19 protein-coding genes and 1 riboswitch are annotated in these 20,810 nt (G+C 61.9%); of the genes, 2 read left to right on the forward strand and 17 right to left on the reverse strand.

Going from position 1 to position 20,810, the window contains the following annotated elements:
* Positions 1 to 132: 132 nt before the first annotated feature.
* From M3I53_RS13050 to M3I53_RS13100, 11 genes are all read right to left on the reverse strand, one after another.
* On the reverse strand, positions 133 to 774 hold the full coding sequence (locus tag M3I53_RS13050) for an urea amidolyase associated protein UAAP2 (RefSeq protein ID WP_254316335.1): 642 nt from the start codon (positions 772 to 774) through the stop codon (positions 133 to 135).
* A gap of 14 nt (positions 775 to 788) precedes the next feature.
* Positions 789 to 1,493, reverse strand: a complete 705-nt coding sequence (locus M3I53_RS13055; protein WP_254316336.1) for an urea amidolyase associated protein UAAP1 — start codon at positions 1,491 to 1,493, stop codon at positions 789 to 791.
* Between the two features lie 13 nt (positions 1,494 to 1,506).
* Entirely contained in the window at positions 1,507 to 2,295 is a 789-nt protein-coding gene (locus M3I53_RS13060) for an ABC transporter ATP-binding protein (protein ID WP_254316337.1), read from the reverse strand.
* Positions 2,292 to 3,107 carry an ABC transporter permease gene (locus M3I53_RS13065; protein WP_254316338.1) on the reverse strand — a complete coding sequence of 272 codons (816 nt, stop codon included), beginning with the start codon at positions 3,105 to 3,107 and terminating at the stop codon, positions 2,292 to 2,294. Before M3I53_RS13065 ends, M3I53_RS13060 begins: the two co-directional genes overlap by 4 nt.
* A gap of 33 nt (positions 3,108 to 3,140) precedes the next feature.
* The gene (locus tag M3I53_RS13070; protein WP_254316339.1) at positions 3,141 to 4,211 is read right to left on the reverse strand and encodes a putative urea ABC transporter substrate-binding protein; all 1,071 of its coding nucleotides are present in this window, start codon (positions 4,209 to 4,211) and stop codon (positions 3,141 to 3,143) included.
* Positions 4,212 to 4,269: 58 nt separating this feature from the next.
* Positions 4,270 to 4,369, reverse strand: a riboswitch (guanidine-I (ykkC/yxkD leader).
* 275 nt (positions 4,370 to 4,644) lie between these two features.
* Positions 4,645 to 5,763: an enoyl-CoA hydratase-related protein gene (locus M3I53_RS13075; protein WP_254316341.1), complete on the reverse strand. Its 1,119-nt coding sequence runs from the start codon at positions 5,761 to 5,763 to the stop codon at positions 4,645 to 4,647.
* A gap of 93 nt (positions 5,764 to 5,856) precedes the next feature.
* Complete coding sequence (locus tag M3I53_RS13080; RefSeq protein WP_254316342.1) at positions 5,857 to 6,297, reverse strand: nuclear transport factor 2 family protein; 441 nt, start codon at positions 6,295 to 6,297, stop codon at positions 5,857 to 5,859.
* Between the two features lie 39 nt (positions 6,298 to 6,336).
* Complete coding sequence (locus M3I53_RS13085; protein WP_254316431.1) at positions 6,337 to 8,361, reverse strand: NADPH-dependent 2,4-dienoyl-CoA reductase; 2,025 nt, start codon at positions 8,359 to 8,361, stop codon at positions 6,337 to 6,339.
* Positions 8,362 to 8,489: 128 nt separating this feature from the next.
* Positions 8,490 to 9,602, reverse strand: a complete 1,113-nt coding sequence (locus tag M3I53_RS13090) for a beta-propeller fold lactonase family protein (protein ID WP_254316343.1) — start codon at positions 9,600 to 9,602, stop codon at positions 8,490 to 8,492.
* A 120-nt stretch (positions 9,603 to 9,722) separates the two neighbouring features.
* Positions 9,723 to 10,415, reverse strand: a complete 693-nt coding sequence (locus M3I53_RS13095; RefSeq protein ID WP_254316344.1) for a thioredoxin family protein — start codon at positions 10,413 to 10,415, stop codon at positions 9,723 to 9,725.
* A gap of 98 nt (positions 10,416 to 10,513) precedes the next feature.
* The gene (locus tag M3I53_RS13100; protein WP_254316345.1) at positions 10,514 to 13,411 is read right to left on the reverse strand and encodes an EAL domain-containing protein; all 2,898 of its coding nucleotides are present in this window, start codon (positions 13,409 to 13,411) and stop codon (positions 10,514 to 10,516) included.
* A gap of 363 nt (positions 13,412 to 13,774) precedes the next feature.
* Here M3I53_RS13100 and M3I53_RS13105 point away from each other — a divergent pair, with 363 nt between their 5' ends.
* On the forward strand, positions 13,775 to 14,884 hold the full coding sequence (locus M3I53_RS13105; RefSeq protein WP_254316346.1) for a diguanylate cyclase: 1,110 nt from the start codon (positions 13,775 to 13,777) through the stop codon (positions 14,882 to 14,884).
* A gap of 29 nt (positions 14,885 to 14,913) precedes the next feature.
* On the opposite strand, the gene M3I53_RS13110 is transcribed toward M3I53_RS13105, so the two are convergent.
* The 3 genes from M3I53_RS13110 to M3I53_RS13120 all read right to left on the reverse strand — a co-directional run bounded on the left by M3I53_RS13110 (position 14,914) and on the right by M3I53_RS13120 (position 17,432).
* On the reverse strand, positions 14,914 to 15,774 hold the full coding sequence (locus M3I53_RS13110; protein WP_254316347.1) for an ABC transporter substrate-binding protein: 861 nt from the start codon (positions 15,772 to 15,774) through the stop codon (positions 14,914 to 14,916).
* 84 nt (positions 15,775 to 15,858) lie between these two features.
* Complete coding sequence (ehuD, locus tag M3I53_RS13115; protein ID WP_254316348.1) at positions 15,859 to 16,560, reverse strand: ectoine/hydroxyectoine ABC transporter permease subunit EhuD; 702 nt, start codon at positions 16,558 to 16,560, stop codon at positions 15,859 to 15,861.
* A 65-nt stretch (positions 16,561 to 16,625) separates the two neighbouring features.
* Positions 16,626 to 17,432 carry an IclR family transcriptional regulator gene (locus M3I53_RS13120; RefSeq protein WP_254316349.1) on the reverse strand — a complete coding sequence of 269 codons (807 nt, stop codon included), beginning with the start codon at positions 17,430 to 17,432 and terminating at the stop codon, positions 16,626 to 16,628.
* A gap of 230 nt (positions 17,433 to 17,662) precedes the next feature.
* On the opposite strand from M3I53_RS13120, the gene M3I53_RS13125 reads away from it, so the two are divergent.
* On the forward strand, positions 17,663 to 17,953 hold the full coding sequence (locus tag M3I53_RS13125) for a hypothetical protein (RefSeq protein WP_254316350.1): 291 nt from the start codon (positions 17,663 to 17,665) through the stop codon (positions 17,951 to 17,953).
* A 46-nt stretch (positions 17,954 to 17,999) separates the two neighbouring features.
* On the opposite strand, the gene M3I53_RS13130 is transcribed toward M3I53_RS13125, so the two are convergent.
* The 3 genes from M3I53_RS13130 to M3I53_RS13140 all read right to left on the reverse strand — a co-directional run bounded on the left by M3I53_RS13130 (position 18,000) and on the right by M3I53_RS13140 (position 20,658).
* Positions 18,000 to 18,359 carry a DUF3564 family protein gene (locus tag M3I53_RS13130; protein WP_254316351.1) on the reverse strand — a complete coding sequence of 120 codons (360 nt, stop codon included), beginning with the start codon at positions 18,357 to 18,359 and terminating at the stop codon, positions 18,000 to 18,002.
* 225 nt (positions 18,360 to 18,584) lie between these two features.
* Positions 18,585 to 19,829 carry an FAD-binding oxidoreductase gene (locus tag M3I53_RS13135; RefSeq protein WP_254316352.1) on the reverse strand — a complete coding sequence of 415 codons (1,245 nt, stop codon included), beginning with the start codon at positions 19,827 to 19,829 and terminating at the stop codon, positions 18,585 to 18,587.
* Between the two features lie 31 nt (positions 19,830 to 19,860).
* A complete protein-coding gene (locus M3I53_RS13140; protein ID WP_254316353.1) occupies positions 19,861 to 20,658 on the reverse strand; it encodes an ABC transporter substrate-binding protein in 798 nt (265 codons plus the stop codon).
* Between the last annotated feature and the right edge of the window lie 152 nt (positions 20,659 to 20,810).

The following is a 20,810-nucleotide window of genomic DNA, read 5'->3' on the forward strand; positions in this document are numbered from 1 at the left end:
AGATGCGAGCCGCGGTCGTCCACGGCCGTATTCGCGGTCAGCGACCTGCCTGAGTCAGCGCTTCGCTGGTGAGCGTGAAATGACGTCCCGCGCGCACGAGCATGACGAACGAGATCCAGTTGCGCACACGCTTCAGTCCCATATCAGCAGTTCCGCTGGCGTCGGGTTATAGGCGTTGCACGGATTGTTCAACTGAGGGCAGTTGGAAATCAGCACAATGACGTCCATCTCGGCACGCAGTTCGACGTACTTCCCCGGTGCGGAAATGCCGTCTTCGAAGCTGAGCGCCCCTTCCGCCGTCACTGGCACGTTCATGAAGAAGTTGACGTTCGCGCCAATGTCCTGCTTCGAGAGGCGGCCGTCGTGGGCGCAAGCGCGCAGGAAGTTGTCGCGGCAGCTGTGCATATAGCGCTTTCCCAGCGCATAGCGCACGGTATTGCTCTCCTGTGCGCAGGCGCCCCCGAGCGTATCGTGGCGTCCACAGGTATCCGCAACGACGCTCAGCATGGGATTCCCGAGATTCGAGTACAACACGGAGCCAGCTGTCAGGTAGAGCCTCTTCTGCCGACGCAAGGTGCGTTGCGGGTCGAAGCGCTCGCGCGGGTCGGCGAGACTGTAGAACAGCGTATCGACCGCCTGGTTGCCCTCCAGATCGACGATGCGCAAGGTCTGGCCCGCCTTCACTTCGTGAAGCCAGGGCTCACCCGCCGCCACTGTCTCGCGGTACACCGCGCTCTCGGGCTCTTTGTCGCTGACGACAAGGGTGCTCATCATGAAGTGGCCTCCGCTCAAAGAAAGAATCGCTCTGTGTTGATAAAGCCGCGCACGTTTTCCTCACATGCGGTACGGCACACTTCGGCCACGCCGGGCTGCGCCTCGCTCAGTTCGAGTTTCACCGCCTTGGGCGCATATTCAGGGTGCGGGTCGAGCGGGTGCTGAATCGCGGTGAGCACGACAAGCGTGTTCATTGGCGCACACAGTTCAACGTAGTCGCCGGCCTTCGAGTTGTTGCTCACAAAATTCAGTTCTCCAATGCTATTGACATCGACGCGGCTGAAAAGATTGAGCGTCATCAGCAGGTCTGAGATCTCGAGGCCCCACTTGCCCATCTCGACGAGCAAGTTGTCCGTGCCATTCCGGTAAAACGCGTTGCGCAGTTCCTGATAGCGGCCAGCCCCATACCGCGCCGTGACCTCCACGGCGTTCGAAACGCCGCCGATGCTGTCGTGCCACCCGCACGTGTCGTCGACGATGGCAGCGAGAACACGCCCCATATCGGAGTACAGGCAGTGACCCGTCGTGAGCTTTGCAGTGTGTTGGCACTTCAGCGAATCCGGGAGGTTCAGCCGCTCGCTCTTCTCCGATGCATTGACCATCATGACGCTGACATTGGCGCCGCCGTGCAGGTCGGTCAGGCGCAACGATTGTCCGCGCTTCACGATGAGCGAGGTATGGCCGCCGCCCGGTATGGTTTCTTCAAGCAATAACTTCATGTTCGAGTTCCCTTCATGAGACCACTTCGAAGTTGTACGCGCCTTGAACCGCCGCGCGCGCCAGATGCACCGCGGACACCGATTCGCGGCTGCGGTCGAGTGGAATGTTGTAGGTGATACGGGCTCCGTAGGCGCCCGGCGCCTGAGGGTCCACGCGTACCTTGTCGAAAACCAGCACACGGCTTCCCAACGTGAAGCCCTCTTTGAGGTCATGCGTAACCATGAAAATGGTCAACTTCGCTTCGCGCCACAGGTCCGCGAGCAGCGCGTGCATGTCCTTGCGGATACCGGGGTCGAGTGCGCCAAACGGCTCGTCGAGCAGCAGGACGCGCGGCTTCATCATCAAGGCCTGCGCAATGGCGAGGCGTTGTTGCATACCGCCGGAGAGTTGCTGCGGATACTTGTTCAAGGCCGCACCGAGTCCCACCCGCTCGAGCATGGCCGCAGCCTCGTCTCGCGCGGCGCGCCGCTGCGCTCCGAAGAGTCTGCCCGTGAGCTTCGCTTTCGGAAGTTCCAGTCCCAGCATCACATTGCGCAATACGCTAAGGTGCTCGAACACCGAGTAGCGTTGGAAAACCACGCCACGATGGGCATCCGGTTCGCCGGGCAGCGGTTGACCGTCCAGCAGGATCTCGCCGCGCGTCACCTGCTCCTGACCCAGCAGCAATCGCAGAAACGTCGACTTTCCGCAGCCGGAAGCGCCGACCATGGAACAGAACTCGCCCTCCTGGATCGTCAGATTCAACCGCTCCAGAACCACCTGGTCGCCGTACTCTTTCCAGACATTGCGGACTTCGATCATCGCCCACCTCCGCCGTACCACGGGAACGACCACTGCGTGATGCGGCGAAGCAGCTCATCGGTGAGCCACGCGAGCAGCGTGATCCAGGCGACGTACGGAAGAATCAGATCCATGGAGAGGTAGCGGCGCACGAGGAAGATGCGGTAGCCCAGACCGTCCGTCGATGCGATCGCTTCAGCGGCGATGAGAAAGAGCCATGCAGCGCCGAGCGACAGACGCATCGCCACCAGCAGGCGCGGCAGAAGTCGGGGCAAAACCAGCCGCAGAATCACCGTCCAGCTCGTGGCCCCCAACGTCTGGGCCTTGACCCACAGCTCGTCGGGGATATCGCGGGCACGGGCATGCAGGTCCCGAATGATCATGGGTGTGATGCCGAAAACAATGAGCACGACCTTCGATAGCTCATCGAGCCCGAAGACGATGAAAAGGATCGGCAGTACCGCCAGCGGAGGCACCATCGAAACGACGGTGATGAATGGCGAAAGCGTTGCACTGACGAGCGGAAACGAGCCGGTCGCGATGGCGGCCACCAGTGCGATCACCGCACTCACGACGAGACCGATACCCAGTCGCCGCAAGCTCGACAGGGTGTCGTCCCACAACAGATATTCACCCGTGCGCTTGTCTTCGGTGAATGCGACCGTCTTCACGGCATCGCTCATTTGCGCCGCGCTCGGAAGCAGCTTGTCATCGGGATTGAGCTTGAGCCGCTGCGCAGATCCCGTGAAATACACGGCAAAGAGCACGACGAACGGCAGCAGGAGCAGCATCATGCTGCCGATCCGGCTCGGATGTCGATTGATGAGTCGCATGGTGACCGCCTGGTTGTTGCCTCGAAATCAGTTTCAGAGCTTGCCCGCGGCCGCCATCTCGACGTAGCTCGGGTCGAAACGCAGCTTGACGTTGTTCTTGTCGCCGACGATCACGCTCTTGTCGAACGCCATACCCACGGAATCCGCACTTTTTGCATCCTGGCCGAGCAGACCGTGGTCAAAGGAGAACTTCGCGACGCGCGACATGATCTTCGGCATGTCCGGGCTCGTGACGAAAGCGACTGCAGCCTGAGGCGTGTAGAAAAGCGCGGTGGTCGACAGCTGCCCCTTGAAGTTCGCAAGGTCGGTACCGGAGGCCTTGGCCATCGACGTCAGCGCGCTGGTGCTCGCCGCCGAATTGCTGTGCATCAGCGCGACCATCTCGAACCATGCGCCCGTCAGTGCCTTGCCGAGCGCCGGATTCTCTTGCAGCGTCTTCGTGTTGACGACCATCATGTCCATGATTTCGCCGGGAATCTTGCTCGAATCGAAGACTTCGGTGACGTTCGGCTGCGCTTTCAGATCGGCGAGCATGGGGTTCCACGTCACCGCGTTGTGAACAGTCGGGGTCGCGAATGCGCCTGAGATATCGGCGTCGGACGTGTTGACAACCTTGAGATCGCGCTCGCTCATATGGGCGCTTTCCAAAGCGCGCGCGAGCAGGTAGTGAGAGACCGAGAACTGCACGAGATTGACCTGCTGGCCTTTCAGGTCGGCGATCTGCTTGCCCTTGCCCTTCATGAGCACGCCGTCGTTGCCGTTCGAGTAATCGCTCACGATCAGGGCAGTCGAATCGACGCCGCCCGAAGCCGGGATGGTGAGCGCATCCATGTTGGTCATCGCGCAGCCGTCGAACTTGCCAGCCGTGTACTGATTGATGGATTCGACGTAGTCGTTCAGCTGGACGACATCGATCTTGATGCCGTACTTCGTGGCCCACTTGGAGATGATGCCCTGGGTTTTTGCCTGGCCCCACGGCATCCAGCCCGCATAGATGGTCCAGCAAACCTTGAAGTCGCTGCGGCCCGCGGCGAACGCGGCACTTGAAGCGAAGGTGGCGAGGGAGACGGCGGCGATGCCAAGACAGCGAACGAGCTTGCGCATGAGGTAGACCTCGAAAGGGACGGTTAACAACGGCAGGGAGCAGCGCAAACATCGCGTTCTCTCCCGGGCTTTTATCCCGCCGTGTAACCTCGCCTGAGGTCGCCAGCTCTCGGACCAGCACCTGCGAGAAGCAGGCCGGAACCCTAGCTGTCCATTTCCAGATTGTCTTGAACCGGATGCTGCGCCGGCTCCTTGCCCACTCCTTAAAGCGAGAAGCGTGCCAATGAAGCCAGGCACAGCTTCGTGGCGTGGAAGGCGTTTCCTTGCCCTGCACTGGTAACAACGCGCACTAATATGCGTCGCGGCGCACCCGTTTCGGGCACTGCGATCGTCGTATCGCGGTTCGAACCCAACCCGCGCGAGTTCTACGTGACGGACGAAGTTGCACGCGTCTTGCGACGACCTTGTTGCGCCACGCTCCGCGGGGCGCGCGTCAGTCCAGCGCTTTGAGGTCCGCGTCGATCTTCTCGAGCGCGTCCTGCGAGATGAGGCCATTCGTGAACTTCGCCGCCGTCGTCAGCGACATGCCGCGCGCCATGCCGATCTGCGGATGCGAGGAAATGCCTGGGAGGTGCCTCTCGACGACGGCTTTGGCCGCATCGCTTTCCAGCAGATCGCCCACGGTGGATTCGATTGACCAGGACATCCCGCATTTTTCCTGAATCCCATCTGTATGGGCAGACGTGTGTAAATCAGCGCTCGCCGGGCGCTCAGCCTGGCTCTGAAAGTCAGGCAACGGCGGCAAGGCTTCGAAGCGTGGATCACGCCTGGCCTGCCAGCCTGCAATGGCTTCGGACAGGTCCGAGGTATCGAATATGGCGCTCTGAAGCAGCGCCATGTGTTGCAGCGACTCCGCGGTTGCGTGGTCGCGGGCGAAGTTCATCGCCGTCTTGCTCCCTGCCACGGCCAACGGCGATTTCGATGCGATGCTGCGCGCCAATTCCATCGCATGGTGCTTGAGCGCATCGGCGTCGGGCAGCACGGCATTGACGAGCCCCACGGCGAGCGCCCGTTCGGCACTCAAACGTTCGCTGGTGTACGCCATCTGGCGCGCCACACCCGCCGCAATGAGCTTGGGCAGGCGTTGCAGCACGCCCAGATCGGCCACCATGCCGATCTGCGTTTCCTGCAGGCAGAAGAATGCGTCCGCCGTGCACACGCGAATGTCGCAGGCAACGGCGAGATCGAGCCCGCCCCCGATGCACCCGCCCTGCACCGCGCAGATGACGGGGAAGCGTGCCTTGTCGAGCACGTCGAAGCAGTCCATGAGACCTGTCAGGGCGCGCTGAAAACCGAGGCGTTTGCGCGGGCTGCGGGTGTCGAAGTCGTTCGCGATGTTGGCGAAGACCTCGAAATCCATGCCGGCCGAAAAGTGCTTGCCCGTCGAACTGATGACGAGCACGCGGACCTCGCCAGTCGAATCGAGCGCCTGCACGATTTCGCGCAGGCCCGTATAAAACGCGAGGTCCATCACATTGAGCCGGTCGGGACGGTTCAATTGAAGATGCGCGATACCTGCTTCGGTACTGACGCGAAAGTACTGATCGTTCATGGGGTGCTCGACGAAACGACGATTCTGATAGAGGTGGCCGTGTCAATGCTTCCAGACATTCGTGCCGCGTCCCGCAATCGGGAGTCCAGGCGTTTACGACCCGGTTTTATACGCGGGAAGAACATCGGCCAGACGCGCGCCCATCTCTGCACCCAATACCTGCAATGCGTTGAATGGCCGGATCATCACTTCGAATTGGACGATGAGACCCGTCTCATCGAAGCGGATCATGTCGATGCCTTTGAGCTGCTTGTCCTGCACGGTCGCGCTGAACTCGAGCACGACGTTCAGGCCGTCGGCACTGACGAACTGCCGATGGTAGGTAAAGTTCCCGAAAATGGTGATCACCGTACGCAGCGCCATCAGCAAGGCGGGCGCGGGACCATAGGGCTTGAACGCCATCGGCGAACGAAATACGGCCTCGGGATGCACAATGGACTCCAGCCGGCTGAGATCCTTGCTGTCCACGAGCTCATGCCAGATCGCGAGGGACCGCGCGACAGCGGGAGGCAGGTTGAGTATGGCGTCGGTCATATCTGCTCCGTTCTCAGGTCGGGGGGAAACGCAGCACGCTCATAACGAGGCTGCGAGCGTGGTGCCCTCGTGGATGGCTCGCTTGGCGTCGAGTTCGGCGGCCTCGGCGGCACCGCCGATCACGTGCACCTTGCGGCCGGCGGCCAGCACCTGGTCGGCCAGTTCGCGCAGCGGCTCCTGCCCGGCGCAAACCACGACGTTGTCGACGGCGAGGGTTTGCGGCACACCGTCGATGCTCACGTGCAGCCCATCGTCGTCGACGCGCTGGTATTGCACCGAGGAGGTCATGCCGACACCGCGAGCCTTCAAGGCCGTTCGGTGAATCCACCCCGTCGTCTTGCCGAGGTTTTCGCCAATCTTCGAGCGTCTGCGCTGCAGCAGATGCACACTGCGAGCCGCCGGACCCACCACTGCCCGACGCAATCCGCCGCGTTCGGCATAGTTCGTATCGACGCCCCATTCGGCGAAGAATTTTTGCGGATCGAGACTCGCGGATTCGCCTTCGTGCACGAGGTATTCGGCCACGTCGAAGCCGATTCCGCCGGCCCCCACGATGGCCACGTGAGATCCCACCGCCTTGCCGTCGCGCAGCACGTCCAGATAGCCCAGTACCTTGGGATGGCTGGCGCCTTCGATGCGCAGCTCGCGCGGCAGTACGCCGGTCGCCACGACCACCTCATCGAAGCCCTCCTGTATCAGCGCTTCGGCGCTCGCGCGCGTGCGCAGGCGAAGCTCGACACCCGTCAATTCGATCTGGCGGCCGAAGTAGCGCAGCGTTTCATTGAACTCTTCCTTGCCCGGTACCTTTTTGGCGATGTTGAACTGGCCGCCGATCTCAGTGCCGGCCTCGAAGAGCGTAACGGCATGCCCGCGGCTGGCCGCCGTCACCGCGCAGGCGAGACCGGCCGGACCCGCGCCCACGATCGCCACGCGCTTTGGCTGCGCGGCAGGCTGGATGACGAGTTCCGTCTCGTGACAGGCGCGCGGATTCACGAGGCAGGACGTGACCTTGCCAGCGAACGTATGGTCGAGACAAGCCTGATTGCAGCCGATGCAGGTATTGATCTCGTCGGCACGGCCCTCGCGAGCCTTGCGCACGAATTCGGCATCGGCGAGAAACGGACGGGCCATCGAGACCATGTCGCACGCGCCGTCGGCGAGCAGCTGTTCGGCGAGCTCGGGCGTGTTGATGCGATTGGTGGCGACGAGCGGCACCGAGACCTTCCCCATCAGTTGCTGCGTGACCCAAGCCCAGGCGCCGCGCGGCACCTTGGTGGCGATGGTGGGAATCCGCGCCTCGTGCCAGCCGATGCCTGTATTGATGATGGTGGCGCCCGCCTGCTCGACAGCCTGTGCGAGCTCGATGACTTCCTCGAGCGTCGAGCCGCCCTCGACCAGATCGAGCATCGAAAGCCGGTAGATGATGATGAAATCGCGGCCGACGCGCTCTCGCACGCGGCGCACTATCTCGACCGCGAAACGTATGCGGTTCTCGTAACTGCCGCCCCAACGATCAGTGCGATGATTGGTACGCATCGCGATGAACTCGTTGATGAGATAGCCCTCGGAGCCCATGATTTCCACGCCGTCATAGCCGGCATGTTGTGCGAGGGCTGCGCAGCGGACGAAATCGTCGATGGTTTCTTCAACCTCGTCGTCACTCAGCTCGTGAGGGGTGAACGGATTGATGGGGGCTTGCAGCGCACTGGGCGCGACCAGCATCGGCTGATACGAATAGCGGCCGAAATGCAGGATCTGCATGGCGATCTTGCCGCCTTCCGCGTGGACGGCGCGCGTTATCGTACGGTGCCGCTCGGCTTCCTCCTCTGTGGTCAACATCGCGCCGCCATGCATGGGGCGCGCGCGTTCGTTCGGCGCTATGCCGCCGGTCACGATCAACCCAACCTCGCCACGCGCGCGCTCCGCATAGAACGCGGCCATACGTTCGAAGCCGTTCGGCGCTTCCTCCAGACCGACGTGCATGGAGCCCATCAGCACGCGGTTCTTCAAGGTCGTAAAGCCCAAATCGAGCGGGCGCAGAAGATGGGGATAGCGATTGGTCATGTTCATGCAACTGGTTGTATGACGGCGAAGTCGATAATGCAACCAGTTGCATAGAGAATCAAGCGAATGCGAGGATTTCGAAAACCTCCTCTACAACGTCTCTTTGATCAGACGTGACTCCCGCACGCCTAGCGCGCTGCGATGCCCTGTGCTCCAGGCGGTACGCCGGTCACTGAGCCGATCGGTTCGAGCGTGCCGTCGGGCCTCACGCGAAACCCGGTTACGGCGCCGTTGCCCTCCCGCACATAGAGGAATTTGCTGCGACTGCTGAGCGCCATGTCGAGCGGCGCGCTGAGCGTGCCCGCAGCTGGATTGAGCAGGCTTATCTTCCCGTCCGCGGCAATGCGCAGACTGCTGATCGTGCCGCTACCGGCATTGGCGGTATAGGCAAAACGTCCGTCGCCGGTTGTGACGAGCCAGCAAGGAGCGGACTGGCCCAGCGGGACCGCGGCGCTAATCGATTCAAGATGTTTGCCGTCTTCGACTTCGTATGAGGAAACCGAACCGGACCCGGCTTCCGAGACGATTGCATAACCGCGTGTCGTGATGGAAAAGCCGAACGGCGTGACGCCGTTTGAGGCATGGGGGGTCGGTGTCGAGGCGTAGCCGGTAAAGCCGACGGAATACGTGTCAATGAGCTGCGTGCCCTTTTCGGTCACCAGCAATTCATTGCCTTCCGGTGCGAACTTCACTTGCGCCGGCTGGGCGGAGGTTCCGCCGGCAAGTGGCCGCTGTGAGCCGGGTAAAGCAACGAGGCGCTTGCCGAATGCATCGACAAAGTAGCCGCTAATGTTCGGCGTGCCGGCGGCATTGAGCACATACGCGATAGGCCCCTTGACCGTCACGCTGACGGGCATCTGACCGCCCGACGGCTTTCTGTCGAGCAACGTCAGTTTGCTACCGTCGATTGCGAAGAGCGAAACGTCATTACTGCCGGCATTCACGGCAAGCAGAAAGCCCGAGTCCAACGTCAGCGCGCCCTGCGAGCCTAGCGGATCGGCGCCCGTGCCCGCTCCTTTTCCACCGGTTTGATAGGTGGCCGCGTAGGTCAGTGTTCCGTTTGCGGCTCGAGCATAGACGAGTACCGAGTTTCCGGAAGGCTGATTCGACATGACGTAAACAGCCCCGGGCGGATCGACCTCGGAAGCGGTTTGCGCAAAGCTGCCTGAAGCGAATCCCAGCGCCGCAGCGAACGCGATGGCCCGCAAAGGAAACGATGAAGCGTACGTGACAAATGACATGACGAACTCCTTGCCTGGTAGACACGACTTCGTTAGGGGAACTGCCACTGCACTGCGCACTCCTTGAAGCACACCTTATTAAGGACAACGGAGGAACCTGACAACGCCATCCGTGGCAGCTCAAGGCGCGCGGTTAATAACTCGAGCCGCGCCGATGATTGCACCATCCGTCGCCTGGATCAGTATTGCCGCCTGTTCACCGGCCGGCGGCGCAGGCTCCAGCTTCAACGGAGCGCCGGTCCATTCGCCGACAGCCTGTATAGAGCGAACGACATTGGACTCCCTGAGCGTACGTCCCGTGTTTTCGCCTCGCCCGACCTCAGTAACGTGTCCGGTGTCATAGCCAACCAGCAAGATCCGACCATGGCCGGTGCCGCGCCCCACTATGACTGATAACGTCTCGCCGTGGCGCACACCACTCACCTCCACCCCTGCCTCGTCCGCTTTCTGCGCGATCGCGATTGCCGCCTCGGCTGCACGTCGATTCGAACCCACCAGTCCCTTCTGGCCGTCGATCACCATTTCGGGCGTGTAGGCGCTCTCACCAAAACGGGCGCTGTACTCGGCCTGGCGCTGCGTGGCGGCTTCCAGCGAGTAAGGGTCGCGCCAGCCCAGGCCGTCCCAGTACGTCACATGAAACGCGAGGGGAAGCACCTCCCTACGCTCACGCGATAGCTCAGACAGGTAGGCATCCGCTGGGGGACACGAGGAGCACCCTTCCGAGGTGAACAGCTCGACCACGACCGGCCTGGCTGACGCCACGACGGGCGCGACGAGAAAACAGAACGCAATAGCAACGAGCCGAACGGACATGATCGGTCTCCAGGACGGCAGGACTGGCTCTTAATTCGCTCGGTTGCGTATCCTGGTTACAGCGGGAAGGAATTTATTTCGTCGGGCCGGGCACGCCCTTACGGATTGACGTCGCACGCAGCGCTCGGATCGAGAAAACGGGGAAGCGATGCAATGGCACGCTTTGGCAGCGGCACGCTGTAGAGGAAACCCTGCGCAATCTCGCAACCATGCGCATCGAGAAACGCGGCCTGCTCCATGGTTTCGACGCCTTCTGCAACGACCCGCTGCCCGAGGCAACGTGCGATGGAAAGGATCGCCTTCACGAGTTCGGCATGACGCCGGTCAGTCGTGACTCGCTGCACGAACGTGCGATCGATCTTTAGCGTATCGATGGGGAACCGGGTCAAATAGCTGAGTGCGGAATAGCCGGTGCCGAAATCGTCGATCGCAATCGATAGACCCATGCTTTCAAATTCGAGAAGCGCGCCCAGGACCGAGTCGTCCTCTTCCAGCAGCAAGCTTTCCGTAATCTCGAACTCCAGCCACTCCGGTCGACAGCCGGTTTTATCGAGGACTTCCTTGACCGTCAGTGCGAGGTCGCGCGACTGAAACTGTCGCGCGGAAAGATTGATCGACACCCTGTGGCGCGCGGCACGCCCGGTATTCCATTCGACGGCCGCGCGGCAAGCCTCGCGAAGCACCCACCGCCCGAGATCGACGATAAGGCCGGTTTCCTCCGCGAGCGGCACGAACTGATCCGGGCGAATGAAGCCTTCTCCGGGGCGATTCCATCTCAACAAGGCCTCCGAACCGATGACTTCCGCGCCGCGAAGCGTAACCTGAGGCTGGTAATACAACTCGAACTCGCCCAAATCGACTGCGCGCCGCAACTCCGACTCGAGCGAAAGACGTGCTGTGGCCTCGACGGTCAGGTCCTTCGTGTAAAAGCGAAAGCCGCGGCGCCCTGAGCGCTTCGCAAGGTACATCGCGGAGTCCGCGTATCTCAACAAGTCTTTCGCGTCGGTGCTGTCGAGCGGATGCAGCGCGATCCCGACGCTGCACGATATGAACACTTCTCTTGCGTCGAGCAGGAAAGGCTCGTCGAGCCGCCGGATGATCCTCGCGGAGATCTCCTCGAGGATGCCGCGATCGGCAATCCCGGGCAGCAGAACGGCGAACTCGTCACCACCAAAGCGGGCAACCGTGTCCCCGACACGCACGCAGGCAACCAGCCGGTGCGCGGCCTCACGCAGCAACTCATCACCGACCGCATGACCCATCGTGTCGTTGACACCCTTGAAGCGGTCCATATCGATCATCATGACGGCCGTATAGTCGCCGTGCGTGCTGTTCGAGGTTGCCACACGCAATTGCTCGTTGAACAGGACGCGATTCGGCAGCCCGGTCAACGCATCGAAATACGCCATCCGATGGATCTTTCCTCGGGAAGCATGCAGTTCCGAGATATCCCGGCCTACGGCAAGGACCGTTTCCACCTTGCCGTCCGCGCCCAGCTCCGCTGTCAACCGGATCAACTGGCACAGTTGCTTGTTCTCGTCAGGCCCCCAGACCAATTCGAATTCCCGGTCGCTTGCCGTCGCGAATACTTCCCTGAGCTGCTGCTCATAGAGGACGGAACCTGGCCCGCCTGGATATTCGGCCGGCGTCCTGCCGAGCAGCGCTTGCGCCCCTCCATTGGCGAGCGCGGCGAAAGTGGGATTGACATAGAGGCGTCGGCAATCCCGTCCGTAACGGGCGACCGTATCGGGCGAGTTTTCAACGAGGGTTCGAAATTCGCGTTCCCGGCGGGCCAATTTTTCTTCGAAACGGCGTCGTTCACTCATGTCGCGTGCCACGCCGAGGACGCCCGCCACCGTCCGCCCTGCATCGAACACCGGCAGGCGTCGAGTTTCGAGCAATGTCCGATCACGGGTCGACGGAGCGACCACCCAATCGTCGTTCACGCAAACATGCAGTGCATCGATTGCCGCCTTGTCGCGTTCCCGGAAGTAGTCCGCCAGCTCGGCATCGAAAATGTCGTAGTCGGTTCTGCCGAGAATTTCAGCTTTCGGCTTGCCGACAAATTGCTCGAAGCTGTAATTGCAAAGCAGGAAGATCCCAGCGGTGTCCTTTAGCCATACCATATCGGGGATGGTATGGAGCACCGTCATCAACTGTGCGCGCGCGTCGGACAGTTGACGCGCCTTGTCTTCGAGGCGTCCGTTGAGTTGAAGGATCCTCTCGTATTGGGCCTGCTGCTCAGACTCCGCCCGCTTACGTTCGGTGATGTCGAGAATCGCGCCGATCAAGCCGGCCTGGCGGCCTTCATCGTCATGGAAAACCGCCTTGCTGAATTCCACGTCGCGCACGGCTTTCATTGCGTTCTGGACCCTGAATTCATAGCGCTGGATGCCGCCCTTCGCGAACAGCTCTTCATCCATGGCGAAATAGGTTTGCGCCAGCTCGGAAGGACTCGTCTCAAAGACGGTCTTGCCGATGAATCGCTCCTTGGGGACGCCTAGAAATTCTTCGAACGCCCGGTTGAGATGAAGGTACCGCCCTTCCCTGTCTTTCGAAAAGACGGGAATGGGCATGGTATCGAGCAACGATTCGAGAAACGACTCGCGTTCACGGAGCTTTGCCTCTGCACGTTTGCGCGCCGTGACGTTGAAATAAATCGCAAGCACTGCAGGAGCCGCGTCTGGCGTCGGATGGCTTACGAACTGCACGAGGTAATGTTCGCCATGTGTCTGCGGCAGGCCGTCGAACGTGAGTTCCCGCTCGCGCGCAACGCCAGTGATCGCGACGTCGCGAATGGTATCGAGGTACTGCTGCAGTGCCTGGGGTGAAAACATGCAGGCTTCTGCATACGTCGCGCAGGCGCTTTCGGACGCGGCCCTCATCATTGCCACGGCCGCGCTATTCATGTAGCGCCGTTGGCCCTGCGCGTCGTAACGGATGACCGGCATAGGCAGGTTGCTGAGCGGCTCGCCGTACTCGCTTTCTGCGTCCATTCCAGGGTTTCTCATGCTGTCAAAGAGAATGTGTGCTGGTACAACGCCATCTACGCACCCGTTCCCGGAATCGGCAACTTCAACAACGCGCAACACGGCATGTCATCAATGCGGTAACGGCAAGATACGGAAATTCTGAAGAGCGTAACAATGGAAGCCGATGGATTTCCGGCAAGCACATGGCGGGCGTTGCCCGCGAATTCATTCAACGCTTAAGTGTGTTATCGATCACGCCTCAACTCCGGCATCGCGCTCGACGACATCGATATGTTATATAGGCGCAGTGCCTACTCTCGCCGAACCTGCATGCCGCTCTTCGATCTGCGCACAGTCATACTGATGTCTTCGGTCATGCCGGGACTCATGGCAATCGCGTTATTCTCGCTGGCCCGAAGCTTTCCTCAGAACATACGCGGCGTCCGTCATTGGGCATCGGGTGCGCTGGTGGTCAGCGTATCGGTACTCCTCCTCGCGTTTCGTGGCAGCGTGCCGGACTGGCTTTCGATCCTGGTCGCGAACTGCGGAATCGTTTTTGGCGCGGGACTCGGACTCGTCGGCACGCAGCTCCTCTATGGGTGCCGCCCGAGCTGGCGCTTCGTCTCGCTGCTCGTCTTTATTGCGGCGGCCGGCATGATCTGGCAGTGGCTGGTCCATCCATCGGTTGCGGGCCGCACGATCGTGATCACCGGGGTGCTCGCGGTGCTCTACGGCACGCACGGCGTGGTGATGCTGCGGCTGGGTCGACCCAGCCGCACGGCGCTTGCCGTTGGCGCACTGCTTCTTGCCGAATGCGCAGTTGCGGGCACACGCTGCATCTCCGTCGCGCTTGCGACGAGGGGCCTGCCCGATCTCTTCCATCCGCAATGGATGCAGACGCTCTATCTCACCGCGGGCGCAGCGTTTTCCCTGCTCGTAACAGTGGGTCTTCTGCTGATTGCCATGGAGCGCTTACGCATCCAGCTCGAGCGGCAGTCATACCGCGATCCGCTGACGGGTTTGCTGAACCGCCGCGCGCTCGCGCTCGCATTCGAAGAGGAACGTGAACTGGCCAAGCGCAACGGGGCCGTGCTCTCCATGCTCCTGATCGACCTCGACCACTTCAAGCGGGTCAACGACGAGCATGGGCACGATATGGGAGACAACGTCCTGATCGACTTCGCGGAACGCGCCAGTGCGGCAATACCGGCGTCAGCCTGTCTCGCGCGATGGGGAGGCGAAGAGTTCGCCGTGTTGCTGCCCGCACTCTCCCTGCAACAGGCTCACGAACTGGCCGAAGTGGTCCGCACGCGAATCGCTGAGCCCGGCTTCACCGCGCCCGTGATTCGATACACATGCAGCATCGGCGTGGCCTGCCTCGCCGCTGCCGAAGCGACGATCCAGCAACTGGCGCGCGATGCCGACACGGCGCTCTATCACGCCAAGCATCTCGGCCGTAACCGCGTCGAGATCTGCGACCGCGCATTTGCTGCCTGAAACAGACAGGCAGCTGGCACGCGACGAAATCAGTTCTTCACCGGGAAATACCAGAGATTGCGGTCGGTATAGCCGAACTGCCTGATGATCGATCCCAGCGTTCCGTCGGCGCGAAGTTCGTCGAGCGTTCGCGACACCGCGTTGTTCAGATCGACGTCGCCCTTGCGCAACGCGTAGCGCGCGTATCCGTACTCCTGCGGCAGCGGCCTGTAGTCCGCCACCATTTGCATTGCGGCAGTGGGATGCTGTTTCAGGAACTGCCCGATCTTGATGTCGTCTTCCATTGCAACGTCGATTCGCCCCGCGATCAGATCGGAGAACTCCGCCTCGTTGCTCGTATAGAGCTTGAGGTCCTTGAGGTCCTTGCGCCCTTCGAGCAACTGCTGATTGATGCTCCCGCGCACCGTGCCGACGGTATGCCCGGCAAAGTCGTCCCATCCATGAATCTTCGACGGATTGCCACGCTGCACCGCGATGCCCGATCCGTACCAGTATGCGGGGCTCGTAAATGCCACCACGCGCAGCCGCTGCTCGTTCTCGTGCAGGTTGTCGACGATCACGTCGGCACGGCCGGCGAGGAGTGCCGGAATCATCGCATCGAACGGCACGATGTCCCACGTGACCTTCGTGATCTTGAGCCGCTTCGTGATTTCGCGGAAGATGCGCACATCCGCGCCGTCGAGCGTGTGCGTTTTTTCATCCCGGTAGGTCGACGGCGGATCGGCGGCGATCACGAGCGTGACGCCGTTCCTGATTGCGCGCGCGTACGAGCCGTCTCCGCCATCGAAGCGCACATCGCTGATTGCGCCGCTATCAGCCACATGGGCATTGGACAGCAACGTTGCAACACCCATCAATATCGATGCAAATGCCAGCGTAGTCTTGCGCATGAAACGCCCCGAATCAGTTAGTTATCCATATGTGTCGAATCGATCCCGTCATTCGCCTTGCAGCCTGTCGCGCGAGCGCGCCGGTCATCGCGCCCGCACTGCGGCGTTCGCGGGCCGCGTGGTGCCCATCTTGCGTTCTAGCCAGTGCACGACCAGGGCGCTCGGCCAGGAAAACGCCAGATAAAGCGCGCCGACCAGCGTGAAGATCGTGACGTACTGGAAGTTCGTCGACGAGATGATCTGGCCGGTGAACATCAGCTCCTTGACCGTCACGATCGACACGAGCGAGGTGTCCTTGAAGAGCGAAATCGCATAGTTGCCGAGCGGCGGCACGACGATACGGATCGCCTGGGGAAGCACGATCAGGTGCATCGTCTGGCGGCCGGACATGCCAAGCGCCTTCGCGGCTTGCGTCTGGCTCTTCGGCACGGCTTCGATGCCCGCGCGATACACCTCGGCGAGATACGCTGAATAATTGATCGACAGCCCGATGACACCTGCAGTGAACGGAGCGAAGCGTATCCCGAACGAAGGCAGCACGAAGTAGATGTAGAACAGTTGCAGCAGCGCGGGCGTGCCGCGAATGACCTCGATATACACCGAGGCAATGGCTCTAGGAAGCCGCGCGCGGCTGATTCTGGCGATGGCGAGCAGCAGGCCGAACGGCAGGCTGAGCGCCAGGATGCTGAAGGTCAGCTCGATGCTCGTGAGCGCCCCTTTGAGCAGATCGGGCAGATAGCTGTTCGCGTCGTGCAGATCGAACAGATCGAAAAAGGTGGTCAGCATGAGGTCCTCGCCCCGTCGCGGGGGCACCGGTGATCCGCCAGGAAGATGCGCGCCAGCTCGCCGCGCTACGCGCCAATCCGCGCGCCGAGCATCCGGCTGATGCGCTCTGCATGGTTGCGCAGCGTGCGCCCCAGCGCGTGCAGGTCGTCGTCATCCAGCCCGTTCTTGAGCGTCGTCACGCTGATCGCAGCCACGCCTTCGCCGTCGCGGTTCGTAATTGCCGCGCCGACGCAAACCACGCCCAGGTTGTCTTCTTCGTCGTCGAATGCGTAGCCGCGCTCGGCGACGAGGATCAGATCCTTCATCAGCTCCGCGGGTGTCAGGCGGGTGTATTCGGTGCGGCGCGGCATGCCGGTATGCGCCAGCAGCTTGACGACGCGCGCCGGCGGCAATAACGCGAGCAGGGATTTGCCGAGCGCCGAGCAATGCGGGAGCTCGCGTTGTCCGAGGGCGGACGCAATCCGCACGATGCCGGGCGCCTCGACGCGGTTGATTGCGATGGCGTAGCCGTTGTCGTCTAGCACCGCAAGCCGGGACGTCAGACCGGTGGTGTCGGTGAGCTCGCGCAGAACCGGCATCGCGAGCTGGGATATGCCGACGTCCGCCGCCGCCCGGTCGCCGAGATGCACGAGCGCAAAGCCGAGCCGATAGCGACGTGAGCCGCCGAGGCGTACATCCGTCACGTAATGACGGGCGAGCAAGGTCTGCAATAACTCGAACGCCGTGCTCTTCGACACGCCGATCGCCGTCGCAATCTCGGCGACGGTGAGCCCCTCGTTATCGCTGCCTCCCAGCGTCTCCAGGACGTCGAGCGCGCGGCTGACGCTGCGAAGCGCGTTGCGCTCCCCCAGGGTTTGGTCTGTTTGTGTCATTTGTATTTCGTTTTTTATCCGCTCGCGGGCGGCCTGGCATTTCAGCCAGCTTAGCGCTGCCAATATTGACAGTCATCAAGCTGGAAACTACCATAAATAACGCGCCGAACGACGTTCGGCCTGGCCGAACAAAATATCCATTCGGCATTCAGGACGCCTGATTCGGGGCGTGCCTTCCCAGGTAAATGACAACAGGAGGCCGCAGGGCCGGTGGTGCGCTCGGGGCATGTATGCGCGACGCCATATTCCGACGGCAAAAAAAGATGGGAACAGTGTCACAAAGGGGTTTGGACGGCGGCGGCCAACCGAGAAAGTTGAGCGCCTGGTCGTCGCAAGTCGCTCATAGCGATATCCTGCACATCAAATCCGTGATTCAGCGATTGTCTGCAGAGGACCTGAACGAGTCGCGTTTGCCGCCGGCTTATTGGCGAAAGCGCCTGCAGGAAATCATGCAAAGCCATCAATTGTCGAAAAGCCAGTTCGACGAAATCGACCGGCTACTCGCGACATTGAAGGAGTAATGGCGCACGGCATCGGCGACGGCTCACACAGCCGTCTTATGAACGACTAGCAGGCAAACAGCGAATTCGCGGCGCGCACCGATTTACGGTCAACAGCCTGCAACCGCCACTGCCATGCAGTTTCTTTGCTTGCGCCGTTGTCCGACCAGCGCACATCACCATGCCCGGAGTGAACTTCCTGCCGTTCGTCCAGGCTCAGGCCGCGCATGATGCAAAGAGGCGCATCGGTTTGCGGAGCGCATAAAACCGTCTCGTCGCCGCCAGCGCGTACGTCGCCCCACGAAGGCAGGTTGACCCCTTCATGTGACTCGCGCGACCAGCGTTTCTGGTCGAGATCGATCCACACAAGGGCGAATTCGTGATTGACTGCCGGGTCAGAACCATTGATCAGGATGGTCAGTCGCATGAGCACTCCGTGCAGTGCGGCTAGTTAGGGGGGCGCGGCTCGAATCGCAAGTTGTCAGTCTAGAAGTTCCGCGATGGAACGCAAGCGGATTTTCCATATATTGGGAAAACTCCGTGGTGCGCAGACGCACATAACGCGAAGGTCGAGCCAGGACCCGAAGACGTCGGCAGCCTTCGGTTCGAGCGCGGCGACGCGCGGTCGCCGCGTTCTTCCGACGCACGAGCCTCAGCCAAATCGCGCGGGCAGATACGGCGTGGGATCGATGAACGGCGTTTCGCCGACGATCTGCTCGGCAACGAGGCGCGCCGTGACTGGCCCTAGCGTGAGTCCGTGATGATTGTGACCGAACGCGAACCAGAGCCCCGCATGGCGCGGCGCAGGTCCGAGCAGCGGGCGCATGTCGGGCGTGCACGGGCGCAAGCCCATCCAGGGCATTTCGTCCAGCCGCGTGCCGAGGCCGAACACGGGACGCGCCTCGCGCTCGGCCGCGTCAAGCTGCGCATAGTTGGGCGGACGCTCGCGCGTGGCAAGCTCTACGCCCGTAGTCAGACGCAGGCCGCGACGCATCGGCGCGACCACATATCCGCCTTCGATATCCACCACCGGACGCACGAGCGGAGCGCGCGCCTCGCTTGCGTAGTGCATGTGATAGCCGCGCTTGACCATGAGCGGCACGCGGTAGCCGAGTGGCTGCGTCACGAGATCCGACCATGGGCCGAGCGCCACGACCGCAAGCTCGGCGCTCACCGGTCCTTCGTCGGTCTGCACTCGCCAGCCCTTGCCTTCGGGCATCAGCGTGCGCGCATCGCCCTGTGCAAATGCACCGCCTTCACGCAGGAACAGTTGCGCATAACCCTTCGTCAGTGCGCCGGGATCCGCCACGCTCGCGGGATCGATCCAGTGAATCGCGCCCGCATAGCCCGCGTTGAGTGAAGGCTCCAGCGCGCGCAGGCCCGGCGCGTCGAACATCTGCACATGCAGGCCGTGTGCGTCGGCCACAGCCTGTGCCGTGCGCATTTCGCGCGCGAAGCCGGCGGGCGAGCGCCACGCTTCGAGCCAGCCGATGGGCCGCACGATGTCGCGCAAGCCCGCACGCTCAATCAGCGCGTCGTGCTCGGCCACGCTGCGCTCGATGAGCGGCAGCATGTCGCGCGCAGCGTGCGCGAGGCGCGCCGGCGGCGACTCGCGCCAGAACGACGCGAGCCAGCGCGCGTAGGCGGGCAAGGAGCGCACGTCGTAGCGCAGCACGGTCGAGTCGTTGCGCACGAGCCGCAGCAGCGTGCGCCAGTCGCGCGGAAAGCCATAAGGCACCACCGACGACGACTCGATCAACCCCGCGTTGCCATGGCTCGTTTCCTCGCCGGGCCCGCGCCGGTCGACGAGCGTGACCTGCACGCCGCGCGCCTGCAGATGCAGCGCGACGCTCACGCCCACGATGCCCGCCCCGAGAACGATCGCGCTCTGACTCATGAATCTGCTCTGGAGTCCGAAGTCATCGACATCACTTCGCGACAATATCGCGGCCGAAATACTTCATCGACAGCTTCGTGAGCGTACCGTCCTGGCGCAGCGAATCGATCGCGGCGACCACCTTCGCCTTGAGCGCCGCATCGTCCTTGCGCATGCCGAAGCCCGTGCCTTCGCCGAGCGTAGCAGGGTCCTTGAGCGGCGCGCCCGCAAATTCGAAGCCCTTGCCCTGCGGTTTCGAGAGGAAGCCGTCCGTGGCGGTCTGCACTTCCTGCACCGCGCCGTCCAGGCGCCCGGCCGCGAGGTCCGCGAAAATCTGGTCCTGGTTCTCGTAGGTGACGACGTTCACGCCCTGCGTGCCCCAATGCTTGCGCACATAGTCTTCCTGCGTCGAGCCTTGCAGCACGCCAACCGACTTGCCCTTCAGGCTCGCGGGCGTGGGCTGCAGGCCCGAACCGCGCTTCGCGACCATCTGGATCGGCATCACGTAGATGGCGGGCGTGAAGGCGATCTGCTGACGCCGCTTCTCGGTGATGTTCATGGCCGAATTGATGACGTCGAACTTGCGCGCCTCGAGCGCGGCGATCAGGCCGTCGAAGCTGTTCTCCACCCACACGCACTTCATCTGCAGTTTCTGGCACACCGCGTTGCCGATATCAATGTCGAAGCCTTGCAGATCGCCCGCTGGCGTCTTGCTCTCGAACGGCGGATAGGCGGCTTCCACGCCGAAGCGCAGCGTTTTCGGGTCCTGCGCGTGCGCCGCGCCCGCCGTCATGCCCGCCAGGCACGCAAGGCTGGCCGCAGCCGCAAAGCGAATCATTTTCCTGTTCATCGTCGTCACCCAATTCGTAATAAGTGTCTGTTCAAGTGTGCTGCGCTTCGTGCGGCGCCCTTTCACGATGGCCGCGGCCGCAGGAGGAATATAGACGAAAAATAAAAATAAAGTCTAGAATGGACAAAAATGTCTACACTGCGACTCCGGAG

Origin of the sequence: Paraburkholderia sp. CNPSo 3272, assembly GCF_024206495.1 — a bacterium.
GTDB lineage: Bacteria > Pseudomonadota > Gammaproteobacteria > Burkholderiales > Burkholderiaceae > Paraburkholderia.

Bases quoted from the DNA above. Each gene is read 5' to 3' on its own strand.
- M3I53_RS13050 (WP_254316335.1), bottom strand. From the start codon at position 774: ATGATGAGCACCCTTGTCGTCAGCGACAAAGAGCCCGAGAGCGCGGTG.
- M3I53_RS13055 (WP_254316336.1), bottom strand. From the start codon at position 1,493: ATGAAGTTATTGCTTGAAGAAACCATACCGGGCGGCGGCCATACCTCG.
- M3I53_RS13060 (WP_254316337.1), bottom strand. From the start codon at position 2,295: ATGATCGAAGTCCGCAATGTCTGGAAAGAGTACGGCGACCAGGTGGTT.
- M3I53_RS13065 (WP_254316338.1), bottom strand. From the start codon at position 3,107: ATGCGACTCATCAATCGACATCCGAGCCGGATCGGCAGCATGATGCTG.
- M3I53_RS13070 (WP_254316339.1), bottom strand. From the start codon at position 4,211: ATGCGCAAGCTCGTTCGCTGTCTTGGCATCGCCGCCGTCTCCCTCGCC.
- M3I53_RS13075 (WP_254316341.1), bottom strand. From the start codon at position 5,763: ATGAACGATCAGTACTTTCGCGTCAGTACCGAAGCAGGTATCGCGCAT.
- M3I53_RS13080 (WP_254316342.1), bottom strand. From the start codon at position 6,297: ATGACCGACGCCATACTCAACCTGCCTCCCGCTGTCGCGCGGTCCCTC.
- M3I53_RS13085 (WP_254316431.1), bottom strand. From the start codon at position 8,361: ATGACCAATCGCTATCCCCATCTTCTGCGCCCGCTCGATTTGGGCTTT.
- M3I53_RS13090 (WP_254316343.1), bottom strand. From the start codon at position 9,602: ATGTCATTTGTCACGTACGCTTCATCGTTTCCTTTGCGGGCCATCGCG.
- M3I53_RS13095 (WP_254316344.1), bottom strand. From the start codon at position 10,415: ATGTCCGTTCGGCTCGTTGCTATTGCGTTCTGTTTTCTCGTCGCGCCC.
- M3I53_RS13100 (WP_254316345.1), bottom strand. From the start codon at position 13,411: ATGGACGCAGAAAGCGAGTACGGCGAGCCGCTCAGCAACCTGCCTATG.
- M3I53_RS13105 (WP_254316346.1), top strand. From the start codon at position 13,775: ATGGCAATCGCGTTATTCTCGCTGGCCCGAAGCTTTCCTCAGAACATA.
- M3I53_RS13110 (WP_254316347.1), bottom strand. From the start codon at position 15,774: ATGCGCAAGACTACGCTGGCATTTGCATCGATATTGATGGGTGTTGCA.
- ehuD (WP_254316348.1), bottom strand. From the start codon at position 16,560: ATGCTGACCACCTTTTTCGATCTGTTCGATCTGCACGACGCGAACAGC.
- M3I53_RS13120 (WP_254316349.1), bottom strand. From the start codon at position 17,432: ATGACACAAACAGACCAAACCCTGGGGGAGCGCAACGCGCTTCGCAGC.
- M3I53_RS13125 (WP_254316350.1), top strand. From the start codon at position 17,663: ATGCGCGACGCCATATTCCGACGGCAAAAAAAGATGGGAACAGTGTCA.
- M3I53_RS13130 (WP_254316351.1), bottom strand. From the start codon at position 18,359: ATGCGACTGACCATCCTGATCAATGGTTCTGACCCGGCAGTCAATCAC.
- M3I53_RS13135 (WP_254316352.1), bottom strand. From the start codon at position 19,829: ATGAGTCAGAGCGCGATCGTTCTCGGGGCGGGCATCGTGGGCGTGAGC.
- M3I53_RS13140 (WP_254316353.1), bottom strand. From the start codon at position 20,658: ATGAACAGGAAAATGATTCGCTTTGCGGCTGCGGCCAGCCTTGCGTGC.